Source organism: Pseudoalteromonas carrageenovora IAM 12662, from assembly GCF_900239935.1.
In the GTDB taxonomy this organism is placed as follows: Bacteria; Pseudomonadota; Gammaproteobacteria; order Enterobacterales; family Alteromonadaceae; genus Pseudoalteromonas; species Pseudoalteromonas carrageenovora.
The window spans coordinates 1273588-1292623 of the sequence record NZ_LT965928.1 but is presented as its reverse complement, the minus strand read 5'-3'; the positions used below and the strand labels follow the sequence as shown (position 1 = coordinate 1292623).

Here is a 19036-nt window from a genome sequence, read left to right as displayed (position 1 = left end):
CACCTTTATTTAGCTGCGAGCCTAAAGTTGCTCAATAACATCAATCCTTTACTTGCATATATAAAAACGGCCAACTACATAAGTAATTGGCCGTTTTTGAGGTTGGAGTTGGGCTTAATCAGAGCCAGACACACATTTTATTTGCTTTTTAATTCGCTAATAACTTGCTCCAAACCTACTTCAGAAATACGTTGGATAATCTCTTTTTGTTTAGCACTTAATAACGAGATACCTTCGGCTACAATATCGTAAACTTTCCACTCGTTATTTTTACCTAAACGAAGCTTAAAACTTAAATCGATAGTTGGCGCATTTGGTTCAATAATTTGTGTATTTACCGTAGCATATTCAGAATCGCTTTTAGCATTGTTATGCTCAAATACAACCTGTTGGCCTGTGTATTTCATTAATGCACCAGCGTAAGTGCCTGTTAAATAATGCTCCACTGCATCAATAAAGCGCACTGCTTGTTCGCGCTCTATACCTTTAATGTGCTTTCCAAGTAATTTAAACGACACAAATTTAACATCAATATGCGGCATTAAACGCGTTTCAACAATTTTCGACATTGCTGCCTTGCTTGCATTACCTTGCGAGTTTACTTTACCAATATCTGCAAATAATGAATTAGCAACAGATTCAAGGAGTCGATCAGGTGCTTCTTGTTGCTGTGCAAAAACCGAACTGCTTATAAATGCAGTAGCAATAAGTAAAAGTTTAATTAGTTTCATGAGTGTTATGTCTGTGTGATTAAGATGACTGTAATTTACGTGATCTACCCCAGTATAAAAAGCATTAAATAGGCAACTTATTAATGCCTAATCAGCACCAATAGAGTAAAGCATTTAAATTCAGTATGTTAACTCATACTGGTTAACAGCCCATAAACAACCGGCATTTTGTCCTCATTGTAATTGTTAACAGGTCGCCCTTATCATTTATTTAATATTTTCAAACAGACAAACATTTGGCACCTATGAAAACGTCACTTAAAACATTTTTTATCTCTTTTGTATTAGTAATATCACTCTTTGGGAAGTCTGCTTTTGCACAATCAGATCATGGTTATGCTGTTGATTTTCTTAAAGGCGAAGGGAACGTTAACGGCGTTAAGCTGGCTTATCAGTATCATGCCCCTGGTATGCAAAACCTAATTGGTGACGCACGCTTTTATTTTGAAACCAGTGTAAACATATGGGAATACCGTCACGGCGATAAAACACAATCTAATGTTGTGTTGGCTATGTCGCCAGTGCTCCAGTTTCCGGCGTTTAGCTTTAACAACACCCCGTTTTATGTGGAGGCAGGTATTGGTGTATCACTTATTGATGAAACTAAATTTGCGGGTAAAAACATTAGCACCCATTACCAGTTTGAAGACCGTATAGGGCTTGGCGCCGACTTTGGTGAAACCAATGTAGCACTGAGAGTTATTCACTATTCAAATGCCGGTTTTAAAGAGCCAAATCCAGGCCTTAACTTTTTAACGTTTTCGGTAGCTAAGCGCTTTTAAGGCTCAAATTGATATGAGTATTTAGATAGTGCTACATCTAAAATTAATATCAATAAGTAATAAATACAAAAAAAGCCCTGAATAATCAGGGCTTTTCAATATTAAAATTTATATTGCGGTATTAACCTACTAACCAGTGCGCCATAAGGGCAATAACAGGCAGCGTAATAAGCGTTCGTAAAATAAATATAACGAACAGCTCAAAAATATTTACCGGTATTTTACTACCTAAAATAAGCGCACCTACCTCAGACATATAAATAAGCTGAGTGACACTCATAGCAGCAATAATAAAGCGCGTTACGTCGCTTTCAATTGTACCAGCCGCCAATATTGACGGAATAAACATATCAGCAAAGCCAACCATAATAGTTTGCGAGGCAGCAGCGGCTTCGGGTACTTGTAGTAGCTCTAAAAATGGCACAAACGGCATACCAAGGTACTGAAATATTGGCGTATGCTCAGCAATAATTAACGCAAATGTACCTACAGCCATAACCACAGGTAACACACCAAACACCATATCAAGTGCGTTATGTACGCCCTCTTTAATTGTGCCTTTAACGCCTGTTGAGTTATCTGCTTTAGCAAGTGCTACATCAAGTGAATGGCCAAATAAGGTTTTATTACCAGGAATTGTTTCTGCATCTCGGTCGGGCTCACTGCCATCAATAAGTACATCTTTTTTAAAGCGCAGTGGCGGTAAACGAGGCACAATAATAGCGGCAACTATACCCGCTAAACACACAGTGGCGTAAAACGGCGCAAATAAGTACTCAAGCTTTACTTGCCCAAGCACCACTAAACTAAACGTAATTGATACCGCTGAAAACGTAGTACCAATAATTGCAGCTTCACGTTGTGTGTAGTGTTTTTGATCGTACTGCCTAGCCGTCATCAAAATACCCACACTGCCATCACCTAACCACGAAGCGGTACAGTCAACAGCACTTCTACCTGGCACACCAAATACAGGGCGCATCACTTTAGTCATCAAGGTGCCGGCAAGCTCTAACAAGCCAAAATTAATTAATAGCGGTAATAATAAACCCGCTAAGATAAACACCGAAAACAACACAGGGAGTAAATCATTTAATACCAGCGCACCAGTATTAGCAGAAGTAATCATTTCGCTACCCACACTTAAGTGAGTCATTAAAACAAATGCCATACCAAATAAGCGCACAACTAGCCAGGTCCAGCTCACATCAAACAAATGTTTTAACAAAGGCGAGTTACAAATAGCTGCGGGTTTAAACGCTTTGGTAATTACAGAAATAACCCCTGTAATACAAATAATTAAGGCAATAATAGCTTGAGCAGAACCAAACATCATGGTTTGTAAAGCTTTAGCCATAACGGCAATAGGAATGGTCATTCCCTGAGAGGTAGAAATCGGTGTCATAAATAAAAACACACCAATTAACGACGGTACTAAAAAAGTAAACCAAGTGCGCCACGTGTAATGTGAACGATGAGGTAACTGAGACATATTTTTTAACCTATAAAAACTACAAAAAGAGCTTAGCGCTCTTTTTGTAGTAAAAATTTATTATTATTTAAATTTTAATGCCGCGCTGAATGAGTGCTGCTTCTAATGCTTGTTGTAAACCATTCATAGTACCTGGCTCAAGCGTTTCACCTTTGTCATCCATCCACGTTAAGCTAGTACCGCCTTCTTTAGTTTTGCTAACTAAAATTTGGTACTGACCTTCATCTATAGGTAACTGAGCAACTTCGTCGCCCCAAATAGAATCCCATACACTGCTTTCTGGCGCTTTATAATCGGCTGTAATTAAACCTGTATCTTGGTTAATTTCAACAATTGTGAACGATAGGCGCTCTAAAAACCCTGAGAATCTGTCAAATACAGCGTCGTACGATTGCTCAGTAACAAGTGCTGCATTGCCTTTATTATCAAAGCCCATTTCTAGTGAAATAATACCTTGGCGTTTACGCATATCAACTTCAAGTTGGCGATAACGGTAGTCAAACTCGCTCACTACTTGGTTAAGTGCACGCACTTCTAACTGCTGTTTTAATAAATCAGTTAAAGTGTGATCGCCTTTAAAATCTATAAGCTCTACACGCAAAGAGGCAGTACGTTGGTGCGATTTTTCTTCAATAGTAAATCTGAATTTTTCTAAATCATCATTTACTTCATCGCCCCACCACCAAAAGCTCTCTTCGGTTTTTATAATTGAGTACCAATCGGTTTCAATTGTACCTAGTAGTTTGTCTTCTTTAGTAGCTGCTGCGTTGTTCTCAGCAAGTACTGATTTAATTGTATCCCAAAGAAATTCGTCTAAATCAACAATGCCGTCGTTTTTATCAAAGTAAATACGTGCTTTTTTATCACCTTCTTCAACCCAGCTACCTTTAGCGATAGTAAGCACTTGTGCTGGTGGACGATAATTTGTTGCTTCTGGATTGTTGTCGTATTGACCTACATCCATTTTATAAACAGGGTCTTGAGCTGGTTGAGATAACGACTCAGGTGCTTTTACTGGCTCATGAGTACGGTAATTACGCTCATTATGTGCTTCATTAATAAATACACTACACCCTGATAAACTTACCAATACACTTACTGCAAGTGCTTTTGGGATCCAATACTGCACAGATATTTCTCCTTAGCATACCCTTTAATTGTTTTAACAAGTATATGAGTGGGTGATGCTGATTTGGTTCAGTGTAAAATCAATATTAACTTTACATTTATTATTTGGCTGCCTAATTGCAATAAAGTTCAGCACTTTGAATTAGAAAAAATCTAAGCGCAATTAAGCAAATTTTAGCTATGGTACTTTCCCATGCCAGTAAAAACAAGAAACACCGCACTTTAAAAGCGCTTAATTAGCCCGCATTGTAGTTTAGAGCACTTTTTGTGTTAAACTTCGCCGCCGTGCAACGTATTGTATGTGCATCGGGCTATATCAACTCGGTTGTTATATTTCAAAAAACGTAGGTATTAAACTTCATGACTGCATTTTCAAATCATCAAATTGTTTTAACTGCTATTGGCGAAGATAGGCCGGGAATTGTAAGTGAACTTACGCAACTTGTAAGTGATTGTCATTGCAACATAGTAGATAGCCGAATAGCCATTTTAGGCAGCGAGTTTACCTTTACCATGCTGCTAAGTGGCGACATGTCGGCCATTAGCCGCATAGAGCACACCTTGCCAACTAAAGGCATGGTGCTGGGCCTACTGACCATGATGAAGCGCAGTACAACTCGCCACACCGAAAGTGAATTTTGCGCCGGTTACACGCTCGAATACACAGGGATAGACACCCCTGGCACATTGAGTAAAGTAACGCGCTACTTTGCCGACAATAACATTAGCATTTGCTCTTTAAAGTCAGATACATATGATGAAGAAGTCGATACTAAAATGCGCTGTGAAATTGAATTTAATATTCCGGTTGATGTAGATATTGACCAATTTAAAATTAGTTTTGAAAACCTTTCTCACACACTTAACGTAGATTATATTTTTAAACGTATTCGCTAAGGAGCAAAGCATGAACAAAATTAGCCCACTACAAGCCGGTGATACCGCGCCCGCTTTTAGCCTACAAAACCAAAACGACGAAACAGTCACATTAAGCGAGCTGTTAAAAGAGCAACAGGTACTTGTGTACTTTTACCCTAAAGCATCAACACCGGGTTGTACGGTTCAAGCCGAAAACTTACGTGACCAACAAGCAGAGCTTGCTAAATTTAACACCCGCGTTGTAGGTATTAGCCCAGATCCAATTAAGCGCCTTAAAAACTTTGAAACTAAAAAAGAGCTTAACTTTGATTTATTAGCCGATGAAGACCACGCCATTGCAGAAGCATTTGGCGTATGGGGCTACAAAAAATTTATGGGTAAAGAATACGATGGTATTCACCGCCTTACATTTTTAGTAGGCCAAGACGGTAAAATTAAACACTTATTTGATAAGTTTAAAACCAAAGATCACCATCAAGTAGTGTTAGATTACTTAGCGGCAGAATGAGTAAGCTGTAAGCTGTAAGCTGTAAGCTGTAAGCTGTAAGCTGTAAGCTGTAAGCTGTAAGCTGTAAGCTGTAAAAATATACAAAAAGCGTTGCTCTAGGGCAACGTTTTTTTGTGTTAACTGCTATATACTTTGTTTAAGTAAAGTATGCTCAAGGTATGAATAGGCAGTCAATAGTTTTGATGTATGAAGTCAAGATTTGACCCCTTTGGGTTTCTCGTAACACTCAACCCAATCTTATATCTACGTAATATAACTTAACGCCGAGCAGCTTATCGCTTACAGCTAACCACTTACAGCTGCTCTTGCGCTTTAGCTAATCCCTAAATACTTATGTACTTGTATTGATAGGCGCCAGTTTTTGGCAATACAGGTGTCGATTGCGAGTTTAGTTGCTGATACTTTTTGGCTTATTGGCTGTAAATAAACAAGCTTAGGATTAACACCTGTTTTAGCAAATAACGCTTCTAACTCTTCTACGTGCTTTTGCATTGCTACTGGGTGTTTAATTTCGTTTGCGCGCTTCATGGCGCTGGTAAGTACTTCGTAACCACCGCGCATGTTTATTTTAGGCGATACAGTAACCCATGTTTGCTCAGGGGCGAGTATTTCAAACGTGCCGCTGGTTTCTATTTGCGTAGTAAAGCCTTGTTCATGTAATAGGTTACATACTGGGTTTAAATCGAACATGCATGGCTCGCCGCCAGTAATTACAACATGCTTTGCGGTATAACCACGTGATTTAAATAGCTCAAGTACTTGCTCTGCGCTGGCATCGGCCCAGTGATCTGAGTCGGCTTTTTTTTCTACGGTTTCATCAAGTGATACTTTATATACGTTGTCTACATCCCAGGTTTGTTTGGTATCACACCACGAGCAACCTACAGGGCAGCCTTGCAGGCGCAAAAATATTGAGGGTGTGCCAGTAAAACTTGCTTCACCTTGGATGGTTTCAAACACTTCATTAATTTTGTACAAAAGAGATCTCACTTACTACCTAGTAGCCAAATTGCTACTATTAAAGACGAAAAAGCGCTGTGCAAAAATTGTTATTTAAGCTGCGGCCGTGTAGTATATCGCGCCCTGATATAAACCTCTATTAAAACTAAGAGCAAAACAGATATGACGCAAAAAGTAGTTGTTATTTATTCCGGCGGTATGGACTCATTTACCGTATTAAATAAAGCCCTGCAACAAGGCCATGATGTATATGCCCTCTCATTTGACTATGGTCAGCGTCATGTAAAAGAGCTTAAAGTGGCTGCGCAAGTATGTGAAAAGCTTAATGTTCCGCATAAAATTGTGGATATTTCGGCAATTAACCAACTTATTGGTGGCTCATCATTAACTGATGATATTGAAGTACCTGAAGGCCATTACGAAGAAGAGAGCATGAAGAGCACGATTGTGCCAAATCGTAATATGATTTTGCTCTCGCTTGCAGTTGGTTACGCAGTATCACTTAAAGCAAGCCAAGTTTATTACGGTGCTCATTCTGGGGATCATGCTATTTACCCCGATTGCCGTCCTGAATTTGTGCAAAAAATGGATGATGTATGTCGTATTGCAAACTACGATGCAGTAGAAATTTTTAGCCCGTATTTAAATAATACCAAAATTGATATTTTAACCGATGGTATAAAAATGGGCTTAGACTACAGCCAAACATGGACCTGTTATAACGGCCGTGAAAAAGCCTGTGGTAAATGTGGCGCTTGCCAAGAACGTTTAGAAGCATTTAAGCTTAATAACGTTACTGACCCGTTAGAATACGAATAACGCTAATTTATTAACACTTTAGCGCTAAACGCAAAAAGGCTATCACCACGATAGCCTTTTTTGTAATTGCTAAAAGTTAAAGCCAGCGTTTTACTTTATTTTTATACTCTGTAAATTCTTCACCAAATAATTTAGTAAGCGCTCGCTCCTCTGGAATTATCTGAAAAAGCGTTAAATACACAATAAAGCCAATAATACATAAAAGCGCCCACAGCGAACTCAGCCATATACCCCACCCTGCTAAAATAAACGCAAAGCCAACATACATAGGGTTGCGTGAAATTTTATAAATACCACTGGTTACGAGTTTTGATGCCTGCTCAGGCTTATTGGGGTTTACCGTAGTGCGCGCAAGTTTAAAACTCACCACCCCTGCAATACAAAAAACACAGCCAATGATTACCAAGCTTGCCGCTAAATAGGTAATAAACGCTGTAAAATCAATAACACTGTAATGCGCGATTAAAGCCATAATGCCTGCAAAAAATAGCACAACAATAACCGGAGGGATTTTATTATTTAACATAGCAACTCACTGTATTATTTAAAATATGTTTATTATATGGTGACAAGGGCGTGTTGTTCTTTGGTGATTGAATTTGCAGCCGTATGTTTGGTTTTTAGGCTAGGCAGAGCCTGTGTAGTGTGGTTATCCCCCATAAATAGGCGATAACGCAGCATAAAGACCAAACATGCGCTGCACTTTGGGTTCTTTCTAGGGACGATTAACTCTTTGTTTCTCGGTTTTTACTTATTCTTACATGGATGTAAGCCAGTAGGGTAACGCAGGAGCAGTTACCGAGCCCACTAGGTTACAAACCTCGCGCCGCGATTTAATCGCCCCTAGATTGAACAAATTTCAATCCACAAAGATTAACACGCCCTAGCTATTAAACAATATCCTAAGTGTATAAATGATGAACATGTTCAAACCTTATCTTAAGTAAAGTATACAAATTAAGTTACAATTGTCAGCTTTATCAAGAGCACTTAAAGGTTATACTTTAACCATAAACAAATAATAAAATGATAAATAATAAGGAATGAGGTTATGTCTGGAACTACGATGATTGTACTTATTGTGCTAATTTCAGTTGGCTCAGGAGTACTTTATGATATGTATAAAAAGCACCTTGAGTTTAAGCATAAAATGCAAAACAACAATAGTGATGCCCATAAACAATTAGCTGAAACAAACGCACAAGTGCTTGCATTAAAAGAGCGTGTACAAACACTTGAGGCTATTGTTACTGATTCAAGCTTTAATGTTAAAGATGAAATTAATAAACTTTAGTTGTTATAAGTAATTTGGATACAAATGTGCGTTTTCTGGCTGCTTTATTCCGTGAGCAGCTAAAAACCCATCTATAGCTTGCCCGCAGCCTTGTGGCGCACGAGAGCTGTCTATTTCAAAGTTTAATTGATTAGCATGTTGCTTACCCATCGAACACAGTGCAACGGTCTTTGGCGAGCGCATAGCAATACTAAGCTCCCCTATTTGCTCAACATTTACATGTTTGCTAAATCGTGCGAATCCTTTGTACTTAAATTGCTCGTTTACGTATTCATTGCTTGTCGCAACAAGGGCTGCAATAAACCCATGTAAAAAGCTATTACTTGATGAGTTAGGCGTTAAAAACGAAATCGTTTTATTATTAAATTCGCTTAATTGGCAGTCGTTACATAACAGTTCAACGGTGTATAAGTGTTGCTCAGCTATTTGCTGATGGCTTTGTAATGTAACGTTTGCACCTGCGAACACAATACGTTTTAGTAACTCATTAACTGATGTTTGTACACAGCTACCTTTTACAAGCTCTGGATTTTGCGCCATAACAGGTAAGTCGTGATGATTATTAAAAGGTGTACTCGTTGCATCGTGTTGCGTTAACTGAAAAAGCTCTCTTACTTCGTGCTCACGGGCTATTTTTAGCGCTAGAAAAGCAGTTTGTATTAGCTCAGAAGTAGGTAAGTTTTCTTCAACAAGCCATCGCCTACCAAATAATAGTTTTTTAGATTTACTATCACCTGGGTAGCTACTTGTTTTGTAGTTGTCGGGGCTGAGTACTGCCACTTGTAGATAAATTTGTTCATCTTTTTGTGCAGCAAGCACTCTAAAGTGAGCCGAAAAATCAATGCTTTCCAGTACTTCATTAACGCTTTTAAGCGTATGCTTGTAGCGTAAAAAATGCTGGGGTACTACCCAGTTACTATTAGCTAATTGCACTAATGGAGCATATGAAATAGGTTGCTCGTAACTGTGTTGCCATTTTTGCTCATCACTGAGTAAGTGATTAATGTGACTCTTTTTATCTGACATAAATAAACCAAATAAACTCGCGCATTGCGATATAAACTATGAACATATTACGTCGTCAATGTCGTAATTAGATCACATGTACGCCTCACTTTAAGGCTTTTTTAACTATCACCGAGTCCTTGATAGTCCGTTATAACTTTTTGATAATAAACCGCATCTTTATTGAGCATTTTATTATAATGATTTATTAGCTGCTGCTTATACGCTTTGTGCTGTGCATGATTAAGATTCCACATACTTTGCCCTGTATTGCTAATTTCATTTTGGCTGTTAAAGCTAACCTCAATGACCTCATAAAAGCGCTTATTATCGTAAACTATTTGCTCACTTATAAGGCCTAAGCCGAGTGTTTTTAAACCTATTCGCAATTTATAAGTATGATGTACAGGGCATAAAATAAAGCGCACATGCTCAAGGTTATCTAACGCATTATTAGCAATAATTTGCTGCATTAAACTTAACAACAACTCACCGCCAATACCTGCTATTACAACTACTTGGCTTTTATTTTTGGCAATTTCAATTTTGCCTACATCCTGACATAAGACCTGCCACTGCGGTTTTTTATCACAGGTTTTTTGTAATTTATTAATAGATGATAATTGCGCACTTAAGACGTCCATTAAAGTGGCGACTATATCAACAAATATGACTTGATTTGCAGCTGCACGTTTTAATAATGCCATGCCTAAATAACCATGATCGCAGCAGCAATCCCAAATAATATCGTGATGCTGCGAAATTAGTGTATCAATGGCGGTTAGGCGTTTACTGAGCTTCATTTAATCGTTTAATTGTGACGTTTTGTATATCAGTGCTTTTAAGCTTTTATTGCTATCAACTTCAATAAAACGCGCCGTTGGAGCAAGGCGCTCTACAAATTCTATTGCGCCTTGAGTGTGCTCGTTTATTAATGCTTTAAAGTCTTCTTCGCTAAGCTCTGGGCTATTAGCGCACAATAAAAGTTGAGTTGTATCGCAAAGTAGCTCAGGTAATCTGCGCAATACTTTTTGATAATCTTTGGTAAGAATAAAGCTGCCTTTTTGAAAGCTTGGCGGATCAACAATAATTAAATCAAACGGGGCTGCTTTTTTTAATTTACCAAAAGATTTTAAAATATCATGAGGTAAAAAACTAACGCCGCGCTCAAAACCATTTAACTGATGGTTTTGCTTACCGACTTTAAGTACTCCTTTGCTCATATCCATGTTCATCACATGGTCTGCCCCGCCTTGCATAGCTGCAAGCGAAAACCCGCAGGTATACGAAAACAAATTAAGTACTTTTGCATGCTTGCTATTAGCAGCAACGAACTCACGGCCGCTTCGCATATCAGGAAATATCCCGGTATTTTGACGGCTTTGCAAATCAACTAAAAACTTAATGCCGTTTTCACTTACAACATGCTGATTAGGCAATTGCCCATAAACCACCGTATTTTGGCTTTGCACGCCAGCACGCTGTTGATATACAAGCGATGTAATAAGTTCAGGTTGATGCTGCTGTGCCCACTGCCAAAGTGTATTGGTGAGCTGGTTTAATGTGGCTTCGTCTATTTCGTCGTACGATACTAAAAATAAACTAGGCGGGTAAAAGTCTAAATTAATATGGCTCAACGCTTCTACGCTGTGACCTCGCCCGTGAAAAACACGACACAGTTCATTATTTACAATAGGCGCATCTTCAAGCGCCGTGATAAGGGGAGTAAAGTTTGCTGTCATTTTTAATTAATCAACTGTTGTTGTAGTTCGTGTATTTCATCGCGAACAGAGCCCGCTTTTTCAAATTCTAAATCGCTTGCGTAGGCATGCATTTTGGTTTCAAGCTGCTTAATTTGCACGGCAATTTCTTTCGCGCTAAGTACCTTTTTAGACTCTTTACGAATAAGTTTAAGGTTATCTTTAGGCGCGGCTTCTTCGCCAACATCCATAATATCGGTGATTTTTTTAATAAGTGCTTGTGGCTCAATTCCGTGCTCAATATTGTAAGCGTGTTGTATTTCGCGTCTACGCTGCGTTTCTTCAATCGCTTTGGCCATTGATTTAGTCACTTTATCGCCATATAAAATAGCACGTCCATCTAGGTGACGTGCAGCACGGCCAATAGTTTGTATAAGTGAGCGTGCTGAACGTAAAAAGCCTTCTTTATCTGCATCAAGTATGGCAACTAAGGCCACTTCTGGCATATCTAGGCCTTCTCGTAATAAGTTAATGCCTACTAACACATCAAACACACCCGCTCGTAAGTCGCGTATTATTTCTACGCGCTCAACGGTGTCTATGTCTGAGTGAAGGTAACGTACTTTTACGTTATGCTCGCTTAAATAGTCGGTTAAATCCTCAGACATACGTTTAGTAAGTGTTGTTACCAGTACGCGCTCGCCTTTTTCTACACTTTTGTATATTTCTGAGAGTAAATCATCAACCTGATCGCCTACAGGGCGTACTTCTATTAAGGGGTCTAGTAATCCAGTTGGACGAATAACTTGCTCTGCCACTTCGCCTGCGCTGCGCTCAAGTTCAAAATCGCCAGGCGTTGCCGATACATAAATAGTTTGCGGCGCTATGGCTTCAAATTCTTCAAACCGAAGTGGGCGGTTATCCATAGCCGATGGCATTCTAAAGCCATATTCAACGAGGTTTTCTTTACGGCTTCTATCGCCTTTATACATAGCTCCAATTTGCGATACGGTAACGTGTGATTCATCAATAATCATTAATGCATCATCAGGCAGGTAATCAAGTAGTGTTGGCGGCGGATCGCCCGGTGTGCGCCCTGACAAGTAGCGGCTGTAGTTTTCTATGCCTGAGCAATAACCAAGTTCGGTCATCATTTCTATATCGTATTGGGTGCGCTGCGCTACGCGCTGCTCTTCCACTAATTTATTTACACTAAGTAACTGCGCTCGACGCTCTTTTAGCTCTTCTTTTATTTTTTCTATGGCGCCAAGAATTTTGTCACGCGGGGTGACGTAGTGTGTTTTAGGGTAAATAGTGGCGCGTACTATGTGTTTTTCAATTGCACCAGTGAGGGGATCAAAAATACTTAGACGTTCTATTTCGTCATCAAACATTTCTACGCGTACAGCAAATGTGTCTGATTCAGCGGGAAATATATCAACCACTTCACCGCGCACGCGATACGTACCACGGCCAAAGTCTATATCGTTACGGGTATACTGAATTTCAGCAAGGCGGCGGAGCATGTCGCGTTGGTCTACTTTTTCGCCCACTTTTAAAAGCAGCATCATTTTCATGTACGACTGCGGATCGCCCAAGCCATAAATAGCCGAAACTGATGCAACAATAATAGTATCGCGTCGTTCAAGCAGTGCTTTAGTAGCACTTAAACGCATTTGCTCTATGTGCTCATTGATTGATGCATCTTTTTCTATAAACGTATCACTAGAAACAACATACGCCTCTGGCTGATAATAATCGTAATACGATACAAAGTACTCAACCGCGTTATTAGGAAAAAACTCTTTCATTTCTCCGTACAGCTGCGCAGCCAGTGTTTTGTTATGTGCCATTATTATTGTTGGGCGATTTAAATCGCTAATAATATTGGCCATAGTAAACGTTTTACCAGTACCTGTTGCGCCTAGAAGTGTTTGATGCGCAAGCCCTGCTTCTAAACCTTCTTCAAGTTGTTTAATAGCCGTAGGTTGATCACCTGCAGGCTTAAACTGTGATACTAGTTGAAAATGATCGCTCAATTGTTGCACTCCTGTAACGATTTGCCGCTCAGCGTTTCTAGCTCTTTCTTAAACCATTTATACGCGACCATTGCGGTAAATAAATTACCTAATGCAGCGCCAATAAATAACCCAAATAAACCGGCTATTTCGTTGCCTACATAAGCAAATGGTACATAAAATATAAATAAACGAATGACACTTAGTACCAACGCATTCATTGGCTTGTGTAATGCATTAAACGATGAATTAGATAATATGATCACCCCTTGTAAGCCATAACTTAGCGGGATTGTATAAATAAATAGTTTAATTACATCTATAACGGCTTGTTCTTTACCAAATAACTGACTTATAACGCCTGAAAATACAATTAATAGTACGTAAATTGCAAACTGCCATAGCATCACAAATTTTAATGTGCCTGTGTAGGCTTCTTTAACGCGGCACAATTTGCCCGCTCCAAAGTTTTGACTTACAAAAGGCGGTAATGTCATAGATAGCGCAAGCACCAATATACTCGCGATAGATTCTATTCTGCTCCCTACTCCAAATGCTGCAACAGCTTCTGGTCCGTGGTGCGCAACCATAGCGGTCATTACGGCCATTGCAACGGGTGTTAGCATGTTTGCACCTGCAGCAGGTAAGCCAATTTTTAATATTTTACGAATTGCGCCTATAACCGTTTGCTTGCCCGCTTTGAGGCTCAACAAACGCTTTTTAAACATTAATATATACAAGATAATAACCACTGCAACGGCCCATGCAATGACACTTGCAATGGCCGCGCCTTCAATACCCATGGCCGGAATAGGCCCAAAACCAAATATAAGTATGGGGTCAAGTACCGCATTTATAAGCCCTGCTCCACCCATTACAATACTCGGTGTTTTTGTATCTCCACTGGCACGTAACACTGAGTTGCCAATCATTGGGGTTATTAAAAACACACTGCCTATAAACCATATGTTCATGTATTCGTGAATAAGCGGAAGTACCTGCGAGCCTGCGCCTAGCAAAGTAAATATAGGGTCAATTAATGTATAACCAATAAACGAGAGCACAATAACCAGTACAACGCCTACCATTAAAGACACACTGGCATCAAAACGCGCTTCGTCAATTTTGTTACTACCCAGTGCTTTTGCTATTACAGCCGACGTACCAATACCTAAGCCTATCGCTAAACTTATTACGGTAAAAGTAACAGGAAAGGTAAAACTTACTGCCGCAAGTGGCTCGGTGCCTAATAAGCTAATGAAAAAAGTATCTACAATATTAAACATCATTAACGTGATCATGCCGAATATCATCGGGATGGTCATCGTTTTTAATGTAGGTAATATAGGATCGTTTAGTAAATCTGGGCGAGTCGGAGTTTTTGAAATTGCACGCATGAAATAAATAAGCCTCTTTTTACTGAGCTGAACATTTTAAAGCATCAAGGCACTTCAAGCCACGGATTTATCAATACAATTGCCTTAATGAAAGAACTAAACATTCTAAAAAATAGTAAAGGTGAGTTTTTACATCTTTTTGTTAAAATAGAGCCTAAAGCCACTAAAAAACAATTAAAACACATTTTTGTAACTTTTATTACAAACACCGCGCAGTATCTGGTGATTTTTTACACAAAGCCTAGGGTTGATTTATCGTTACGAAAAAAAACCCTCATCGAGTTGCATCCATTCCGCTCCAAATCATAACCAATTGTTTTATAATGAATTAAAAATAATGATTTAAAAGCTTGAAATCGTTGTAGCGCCCTAAAACATTGGTGCCGCTGATGTTCTTAAAGTTTCATAAACAGAGTTATCCACAGAAACCGTGGATAACTCATTCAAACCCGCATTTATAAAGGCTTTGAGAGAGCCACAGTTTTTAATCAGGTCTTACCATTTGTGTATATCTTATATGTGACATTTTTATAGACTCGGCTTAAAAACAATCTTCCGCTAATTTTTACTCTTAACAAAGTTATACTCATGTACAACTATAAACGTTCAATATTAAGCCAAGTTATTGATTGCACTATTTTTGAGCGAGCGTATTAAACGCCCTATTTATACAATTTAACTACTTTGTTATTTACCAATGAAAATATTTAAAAAAATTTAGTTACAGGCATATTTATAAAAAATAAAACTAGCCATGCAAATAACTGCAAAAAATATCCTGCTATAAAAATGGCTTTTTTATGTTTTTGGGCATCTTTTTAATAACAAGGTACTTTTATGGCGTGTTTAATTTAACCAATTTAATAAATTAAAAACCTAAAGCTTCGATAAAATGCGCAATGATATTATTAAAATCTTTAAAAAATTACTTTAATGGAGCTATAAAACACGCAGATCGAACATAAAAACAACGAATAAACCTCTTTTTTAAAATTATGACTTTTATATGTTGACACTTTGCACCTCCATCATTAATATTTCGCCCCGTTGAAAGGCAAGACGCTTCCCCCTTAGCTCAGTTGGTTAGAGCGACGGACTGTTAATCCGCAGGTCCCCCGTTCGAGTCGGGGAGGGGGAGCCAAGTTTTTCAACCATAAACGATTCCCCCTTAGCTCAGTTGGTTAGAGCGACGGACTGTTAATCCGCAGGTCCCCCGTTCGAGTCGGGGAGGGGGAGCCAAATCATCATAATATCACTATTTTAGTTCCCCCTTAGCTCAGTTGGTTAGAGCGACGGACTGTTAATCCGCAGGTCCCCCGTTCGAGTCGGGGAGGGGGAGCCAAGTTTATGTATATGATGTAGTTCCCCCTTAGCTCAGTTGGTTAGAGCGACGGACTGTTAATCCGCAGGTCCCCCGTTCGAGTCGGGGAGGGGGAGCCAATTCTAAGAATTTCATAGACATCTAAGCTTAATTCCACTACTCTTCCTTTTATAACTAAAGCATTAATTAAGTTTTTGATGCGCTGTAACTTAGTTTATTAATCAAGGACTTGATTCCTTCCCTTTTGAATTATTAAAAGACTGAAAACATGGCTGGATTTAAAAAACTTATTTTTATACAAATAATCTCATGGCTATTGTGTGTTGCAGCAGGAAGCTACTTCATATCTATAAGCTTTGACAGTGCAGTAAGTGACGCCCAAAAAAACGCACAAACTACTGTAACTAAGTATATTAATGGCCTCACTTTAGACGAAATCTCTGCTCAAAATGTAAAACAATCAATCGCAGATGGTAAAACCTTTTCAAGCTTTACTTTAAGAGACTACCAAGGTGCTGAAATTTTCAGCATAAACTCCCCTACTCGCTTACCTATGTTTGCTGAGTTTGTACAATCTAGTTTTAATTCTGTTCGCCCTCAGTTTGCGGTAAACGACGCTGCAGATATAAAAGTTGAGTTTACGCTAAATATTCAACACTTAGCTGAGCAGCTACAAATTTCTTTATTTATCGTGATTGCAATTTCAGCAATTTTGGTAATTATTCCAATTATTTTGATGCAGTCGATTTTTTATCAGTTAAATAAAAATATCAGCACTACTGTTTCGGATATTATCGATATATACATCAACCAAAATCAGGTAGACGAAAACCTAGACACTGCACTTGATAGTTCAAGGCTTAAAACTTTAGGGAAAGATTTAGTACCTAGCTTTAATCGCTTATCGCACTTTCTAAAAACCAAGGGTGAAGATATACAAAGCGCTGCAATGACTATTAAACATGAAGCATATAAAGATGTAATTACCGCCCTTGGTAACAGAAATATGTTTGTTGAGTACTACGAAAAAAACATTGAAAACACCGAGCAAAGTACCTTTGGCTCTTTAGCCATGATCCGCTGTAGCGAATTACAAGCAATTAACCAAAGCCGTGGCTACCAAAAAGGTGATGAATACGTAAAAGGTGTTGCTGATATAATTAAACACATAAGTGGCACCTACACTGGCAGCCAAGTATTTAGATTAAACAGCTCTGACTTTGCTGTTGTATTGCCGCACACTCCTTTAAAAGAAGCCGAGCGTTTTGGTGAAAACCTACAATCGCGCTTTACACAGTACCAACAAAATCAAGAGCTAAGCTCAGTTGCTAATACCGGTATTGTGGGTTACGAAAAAGGTAAACCATTAGGTGAATTGCTGTCTGTTGTTGATAACGCGATGAGTATGGCGCAATCAAAACAAGTTAACGCATGGCATGTACAACGAGAAACCGATTTAGTAAATAATATAAGCGCAGGATTTGGTAATCAAAACTGGCGTAAGGTTATTAACGAAGTTATTGAATCTAAGCGCGTACATTTAGTAATGCAAAACATTATGCCACTAGGTAAAAGTATTAAAGCGTATGCCGAAGTGCAAGTACGTTTTAAAACCGAAGATAACCAAGTGCTACCAACGGCCTCTTTTTTAGCTATGGCTGAAAAACTTGATATGGCCATTGAGATTGACCGCCTTATTATTGACTCATCACTTGAGAAAGTAAAAAGCCGAAACCTATCTGAAAAGTTTTTTGGCTTAAACGTTACGGCCTCAAGTGCACATAACGACCAATTTGTTATTTGGCTAGAGCGCCGCTTATTAAAAGATACACATATAGCCTCTAAATTAGTATTTGAAGTGAGCGAGTTTGGTCTTCAGCAAAATATTAAAGCCAGTAAGCGTTTTATTGATATGGTGCATCGTGTGGGTGCTCGTGTAACGGTTGAGCGCTTTGGTGTTGGTTTAACATCGTTTAAATTTTTCCGCGATTTAAAACCTGACTTTATTAAAATGGACGCCAGTTATACCCGCGGCCTAGAAGATGACAAAAACAATCAGTACTTTATGCGCTTAATGGTCGATTTAGCGCACCGTATTGGAGTGAGTGTTTTTGCTGAAGGTGTTGAGAGCCAAGAAGAAAAACACATCATTGAAACCTTATGCTTAGACGGCGTTCAAGGTTATTACATAGAAAAACCTAAAGATATCTAACCTCCCCTTCTAAAACAAAAAAAGAGCACATGTTGCTCTTTTTTTGTTTTTAATATTTTATCCTAACCTTAAAATCACATAAATTTTACAGCTTTGTGATCGAAGCGTTATTTTCCGCTGTTTATTTAACTGATAACGACTCGCATATGTTGTTTATCGGGGCAGAAAAAAGGATAATACGCGGGACTTTAATAGCGCGAGGCACACATGACAGAATATGTCTTGTTATTGATTGGAACCGTTCTAGTTAATAACTTTGTATTAGTACAATTTTTAGGCTTATGTCCGTTTATGGGCGTATCAGGTAAGCTTGATACAGCGATAGGTATGTCTTTGGCAACTACGTTTGTGCTTACACTTGCCTCAGTGACGAGCTATTTGGTTAATCAATATATTTTAATCCCGCTAGATATCGAATTTTTACGTACCATGAGCTTTATTTTGGTAATTGCGGTAGTTGTGCAATTTACTGAAATGGTGGTGCGCAAAACCAGCCCTACACTATATCGTTTATTGGGTATATTTTTACCGCTTATCACTACAAACTGTGCAGTGCTAGGCGTTGCTTTGTTAAATATCAAAGAAGATCACTCATTTTTACAATCAGCAGTGTATGGTTTTGGTGCTGCGGTTGGCTTTTCATTAGTACTTGTATTATTTGCAGCGCTGCGCGAACGCCTTGCTGCTGCTGATGTTCCTACACCTTTTAAAGGTGCCTCTATTGCTATGATAACCGCAGGCTTAATGTCGATGGCGTTTATGGGTTTTACTGGATTAGTGAAGTTTTAAT

At 38.8% G+C, this 19036-nt stretch carries 17 protein-coding genes and 4 tRNA genes; 11 read left to right on the top strand and 10 right to left on the bottom strand.

The features are described 5' to 3' along the window. Positions 1-137 precede the first annotated feature (137 nt). Complete coding sequence (locus ALFOR1_RS05980) at positions 138-731, bottom strand: MlaC/ttg2D family ABC transporter substrate-binding protein (protein ID WP_058548132.1); 594 nt, start codon at positions 729-731, stop codon at positions 138-140. Positions 732-976: 245 nt separating this feature from the next. Between ALFOR1_RS05980 and ALFOR1_RS05975 the strand changes: the two genes are divergently transcribed. Next, complete coding sequence (locus ALFOR1_RS05975; protein ID WP_104642360.1) at positions 977-1513, top strand: acyloxyacyl hydrolase; 537 nt, start codon at positions 977-979, stop codon at positions 1511-1513. 121 nt (positions 1514-1634) lie between these two features. Here the strand turns inward: ALFOR1_RS05975 and ALFOR1_RS05970 are convergent, their stop codons facing one another. Together ALFOR1_RS05970 and bamC are read right to left on the bottom strand one after the other, a co-directional pair. Next, complete coding sequence (locus ALFOR1_RS05970) at positions 1635-3005, bottom strand: YjiH family protein (protein WP_104642359.1); 1371 nt, start codon at positions 3003-3005, stop codon at positions 1635-1637. A gap of 67 nt (positions 3006-3072) precedes the next feature. Next, a complete protein-coding gene (gene bamC, locus ALFOR1_RS05965) occupies positions 3073-4134 on the bottom strand; it encodes an outer membrane protein assembly factor BamC (RefSeq protein ID WP_104642358.1) in 1062 nt (353 codons plus the stop codon). 359 nt (positions 4135-4493) lie between these two features. On the opposite strand from bamC, the gene ALFOR1_RS05960 reads away from it, so the two are divergent. Next, on the top strand, positions 4494-5030 hold the full coding sequence (locus ALFOR1_RS05960) for a glycine cleavage system protein R (protein ID WP_104642357.1): 537 nt from the start codon (positions 4494-4496) through the stop codon (positions 5028-5030). A 10-nt stretch (positions 5031-5040) separates the two neighbouring features. Beyond that, positions 5041-5520: a thioredoxin-dependent thiol peroxidase gene (bcp, locus tag ALFOR1_RS05955; RefSeq protein ID WP_058548127.1), complete on the top strand. Its 480-nt coding sequence runs from the start codon at positions 5041-5043 to the stop codon at positions 5518-5520. Between the two features lie 312 nt (positions 5521-5832). Here bcp and queE read toward each other — a convergent pair whose 3' ends face one another. Beyond that, positions 5833-6498 (bottom strand): 7-carboxy-7-deazaguanine synthase QueE, encoded by a 666-nt coding sequence (queE, locus tag ALFOR1_RS05950; protein ID WP_104642356.1) that lies wholly within the window; start codon positions 6496-6498, stop codon positions 5833-5835. 144 nt (positions 6499-6642) lie between these two features. Here queE and queC point away from each other — a divergent pair, with 144 nt between their 5' ends. After that, a complete protein-coding gene (gene queC / locus ALFOR1_RS05945; RefSeq protein ID WP_058548123.1) occupies positions 6643-7299 on the top strand; it encodes a 7-cyano-7-deazaguanine synthase QueC in 657 nt (218 codons plus the stop codon). Positions 7300-7375: 76 nt separating this feature from the next. Here the strand turns inward: queC and ALFOR1_RS05940 are convergent, their stop codons facing one another. Continuing rightward, the gene (locus ALFOR1_RS05940) at positions 7376-7825 is read right to left on the bottom strand and encodes a methyltransferase family protein (protein ID WP_104642355.1); all 450 of its coding nucleotides are present in this window, start codon (positions 7823-7825) and stop codon (positions 7376-7378) included. A 525-nt stretch (positions 7826-8350) separates the two neighbouring features. On the opposite strand from ALFOR1_RS05940, the gene ALFOR1_RS05935 reads away from it, so the two are divergent. Next, positions 8351-8593 (top strand): hypothetical protein, encoded by a 243-nt coding sequence (locus ALFOR1_RS05935; protein ID WP_024598359.1) that lies wholly within the window; start codon positions 8351-8353, stop codon positions 8591-8593. A 3-nt stretch (positions 8594-8596) separates the two neighbouring features. Here ALFOR1_RS05935 and ALFOR1_RS05930 read toward each other — a convergent pair whose 3' ends face one another. The 5 genes from ALFOR1_RS05930 to ALFOR1_RS05910 all read right to left on the bottom strand — a co-directional run bounded on the left by ALFOR1_RS05930 (position 8597) and on the right by ALFOR1_RS05910 (position 14713). Further along, positions 8597-9619, bottom strand: a complete 1023-nt coding sequence (locus ALFOR1_RS05930) for a hypothetical protein (protein WP_104642354.1) — start codon at positions 9617-9619, stop codon at positions 8597-8599. A gap of 101 nt (positions 9620-9720) precedes the next feature. Continuing rightward, a complete protein-coding gene (locus tag ALFOR1_RS05925; RefSeq protein ID WP_104642353.1) occupies positions 9721-10401 on the bottom strand; it encodes a tRNA (adenine(22)-N(1))-methyltransferase in 681 nt (226 codons plus the stop codon). Next, positions 10402-11340, bottom strand: coding sequence for a class I SAM-dependent methyltransferase (locus ALFOR1_RS05920; protein WP_104642352.1), 939 nt, complete (start codon positions 11338-11340; stop codon positions 10402-10404). It lies immediately after the preceding gene. Positions 11341-11342: 2 nt separating this feature from the next. Continuing rightward, the gene (gene uvrB, locus ALFOR1_RS05915) at positions 11343-13337 is read right to left on the bottom strand and encodes an excinuclease ABC subunit UvrB (protein ID WP_104642351.1); all 1995 of its coding nucleotides are present in this window, start codon (positions 13335-13337) and stop codon (positions 11343-11345) included. Beyond that, complete coding sequence (locus ALFOR1_RS05910) at positions 13334-14713, bottom strand: MATE family efflux transporter (protein ID WP_104642350.1); 1380 nt, start codon at positions 14711-14713, stop codon at positions 13334-13336. Before ALFOR1_RS05910 ends, uvrB begins: the two co-directional genes overlap by 4 nt. A gap of 1064 nt (positions 14714-15777) precedes the next feature. On the opposite strand from ALFOR1_RS05910, the gene ALFOR1_RS05905 reads away from it, so the two are divergent. From ALFOR1_RS05905 to rsxA, 6 genes are all read left to right on the top strand, one after another. Continuing rightward, positions 15778-15854, top strand: a tRNA-Asn gene (locus tag ALFOR1_RS05905). Positions 15855-15875: 21 nt separating this feature from the next. Beyond that, positions 15876-15952 (top strand) — tRNA-Asn (locus ALFOR1_RS05900). A 26-nt stretch (positions 15953-15978) separates the two neighbouring features. Further along, positions 15979-16055, top strand: a tRNA-Asn gene (locus tag ALFOR1_RS05895). Positions 16056-16076: 21 nt separating this feature from the next. Further along, positions 16077-16153, top strand: a tRNA-Asn gene (locus tag ALFOR1_RS05890). 149 nt (positions 16154-16302) lie between these two features. Then, positions 16303-18246: an EAL domain-containing protein gene (locus ALFOR1_RS05885; protein ID WP_104642349.1), complete on the top strand. Its 1944-nt coding sequence runs from the start codon at positions 16303-16305 to the stop codon at positions 18244-18246. A gap of 207 nt (positions 18247-18453) precedes the next feature. Continuing rightward, positions 18454-19035 (top strand): electron transport complex subunit RsxA, encoded by a 582-nt coding sequence (gene rsxA, locus ALFOR1_RS05880; RefSeq protein ID WP_008134172.1) that lies wholly within the window; start codon positions 18454-18456, stop codon positions 19033-19035. The last annotated feature ends 1 nt before the right edge of the window (position 19036 follow it).

What these genes read in the sequence shown, in the direction of transcription:
- ALFOR1_RS05980 (WP_058548132.1), bottom strand. Translation starts at nt 731, where the DNA reads ATGAAACTAATTAAACTTTTACTTATTGCTACTGCATTTATAAGCAGT.
- ALFOR1_RS05975 (WP_104642360.1), top strand. Translation starts at nt 977, where the DNA reads ATGAAAACGTCACTTAAAACATTTTTTATCTCTTTTGTATTAGTAATA.
- ALFOR1_RS05970 (WP_104642359.1), bottom strand. Translation starts at nt 3,005, where the DNA reads ATGTCTCAGTTACCTCATCGTTCACATTACACGTGGCGCACTTGGTTT.
- ALFOR1_RS05960 (WP_104642357.1), top strand. Translation starts at nt 4,494, where the DNA reads ATGACTGCATTTTCAAATCATCAAATTGTTTTAACTGCTATTGGCGAA.
- bcp (WP_058548127.1), top strand. Translation starts at nt 5,041, where the DNA reads ATGAACAAAATTAGCCCACTACAAGCCGGTGATACCGCGCCCGCTTTT.
- queC (WP_058548123.1), top strand. Translation starts at nt 6,643, where the DNA reads ATGACGCAAAAAGTAGTTGTTATTTATTCCGGCGGTATGGACTCATTT.
- ALFOR1_RS05940 (WP_104642355.1), bottom strand. Translation starts at nt 7,825, where the DNA reads ATGTTAAATAATAAAATCCCTCCGGTTATTGTTGTGCTATTTTTTGCA.
- ALFOR1_RS05935 (WP_024598359.1), top strand. Translation starts at nt 8,351, where the DNA reads ATGTCTGGAACTACGATGATTGTACTTATTGTGCTAATTTCAGTTGGC.
- ALFOR1_RS05930 (WP_104642354.1), bottom strand. Translation starts at nt 9,619, where the DNA reads ATGTCAGATAAAAAGAGTCACATTAATCACTTACTCAGTGATGAGCAA.
- ALFOR1_RS05925 (WP_104642353.1), bottom strand. Translation starts at nt 10,401, where the DNA reads ATGAAGCTCAGTAAACGCCTAACCGCCATTGATACACTAATTTCGCAG.
- ALFOR1_RS05920 (WP_104642352.1), bottom strand. Translation starts at nt 11,340, where the DNA reads ATGACAGCAAACTTTACTCCCCTTATCACGGCGCTTGAAGATGCGCCT.
- ALFOR1_RS05910 (WP_104642350.1), bottom strand. Translation starts at nt 14,713, where the DNA reads ATGCGTGCAATTTCAAAAACTCCGACTCGCCCAGATTTACTAAACGAT.
- ALFOR1_RS05885 (WP_104642349.1), top strand. Translation starts at nt 16,303, where the DNA reads ATGGCTGGATTTAAAAAACTTATTTTTATACAAATAATCTCATGGCTA.
- rsxA (WP_008134172.1), top strand. Translation starts at nt 18,454, where the DNA reads ATGACAGAATATGTCTTGTTATTGATTGGAACCGTTCTAGTTAATAAC.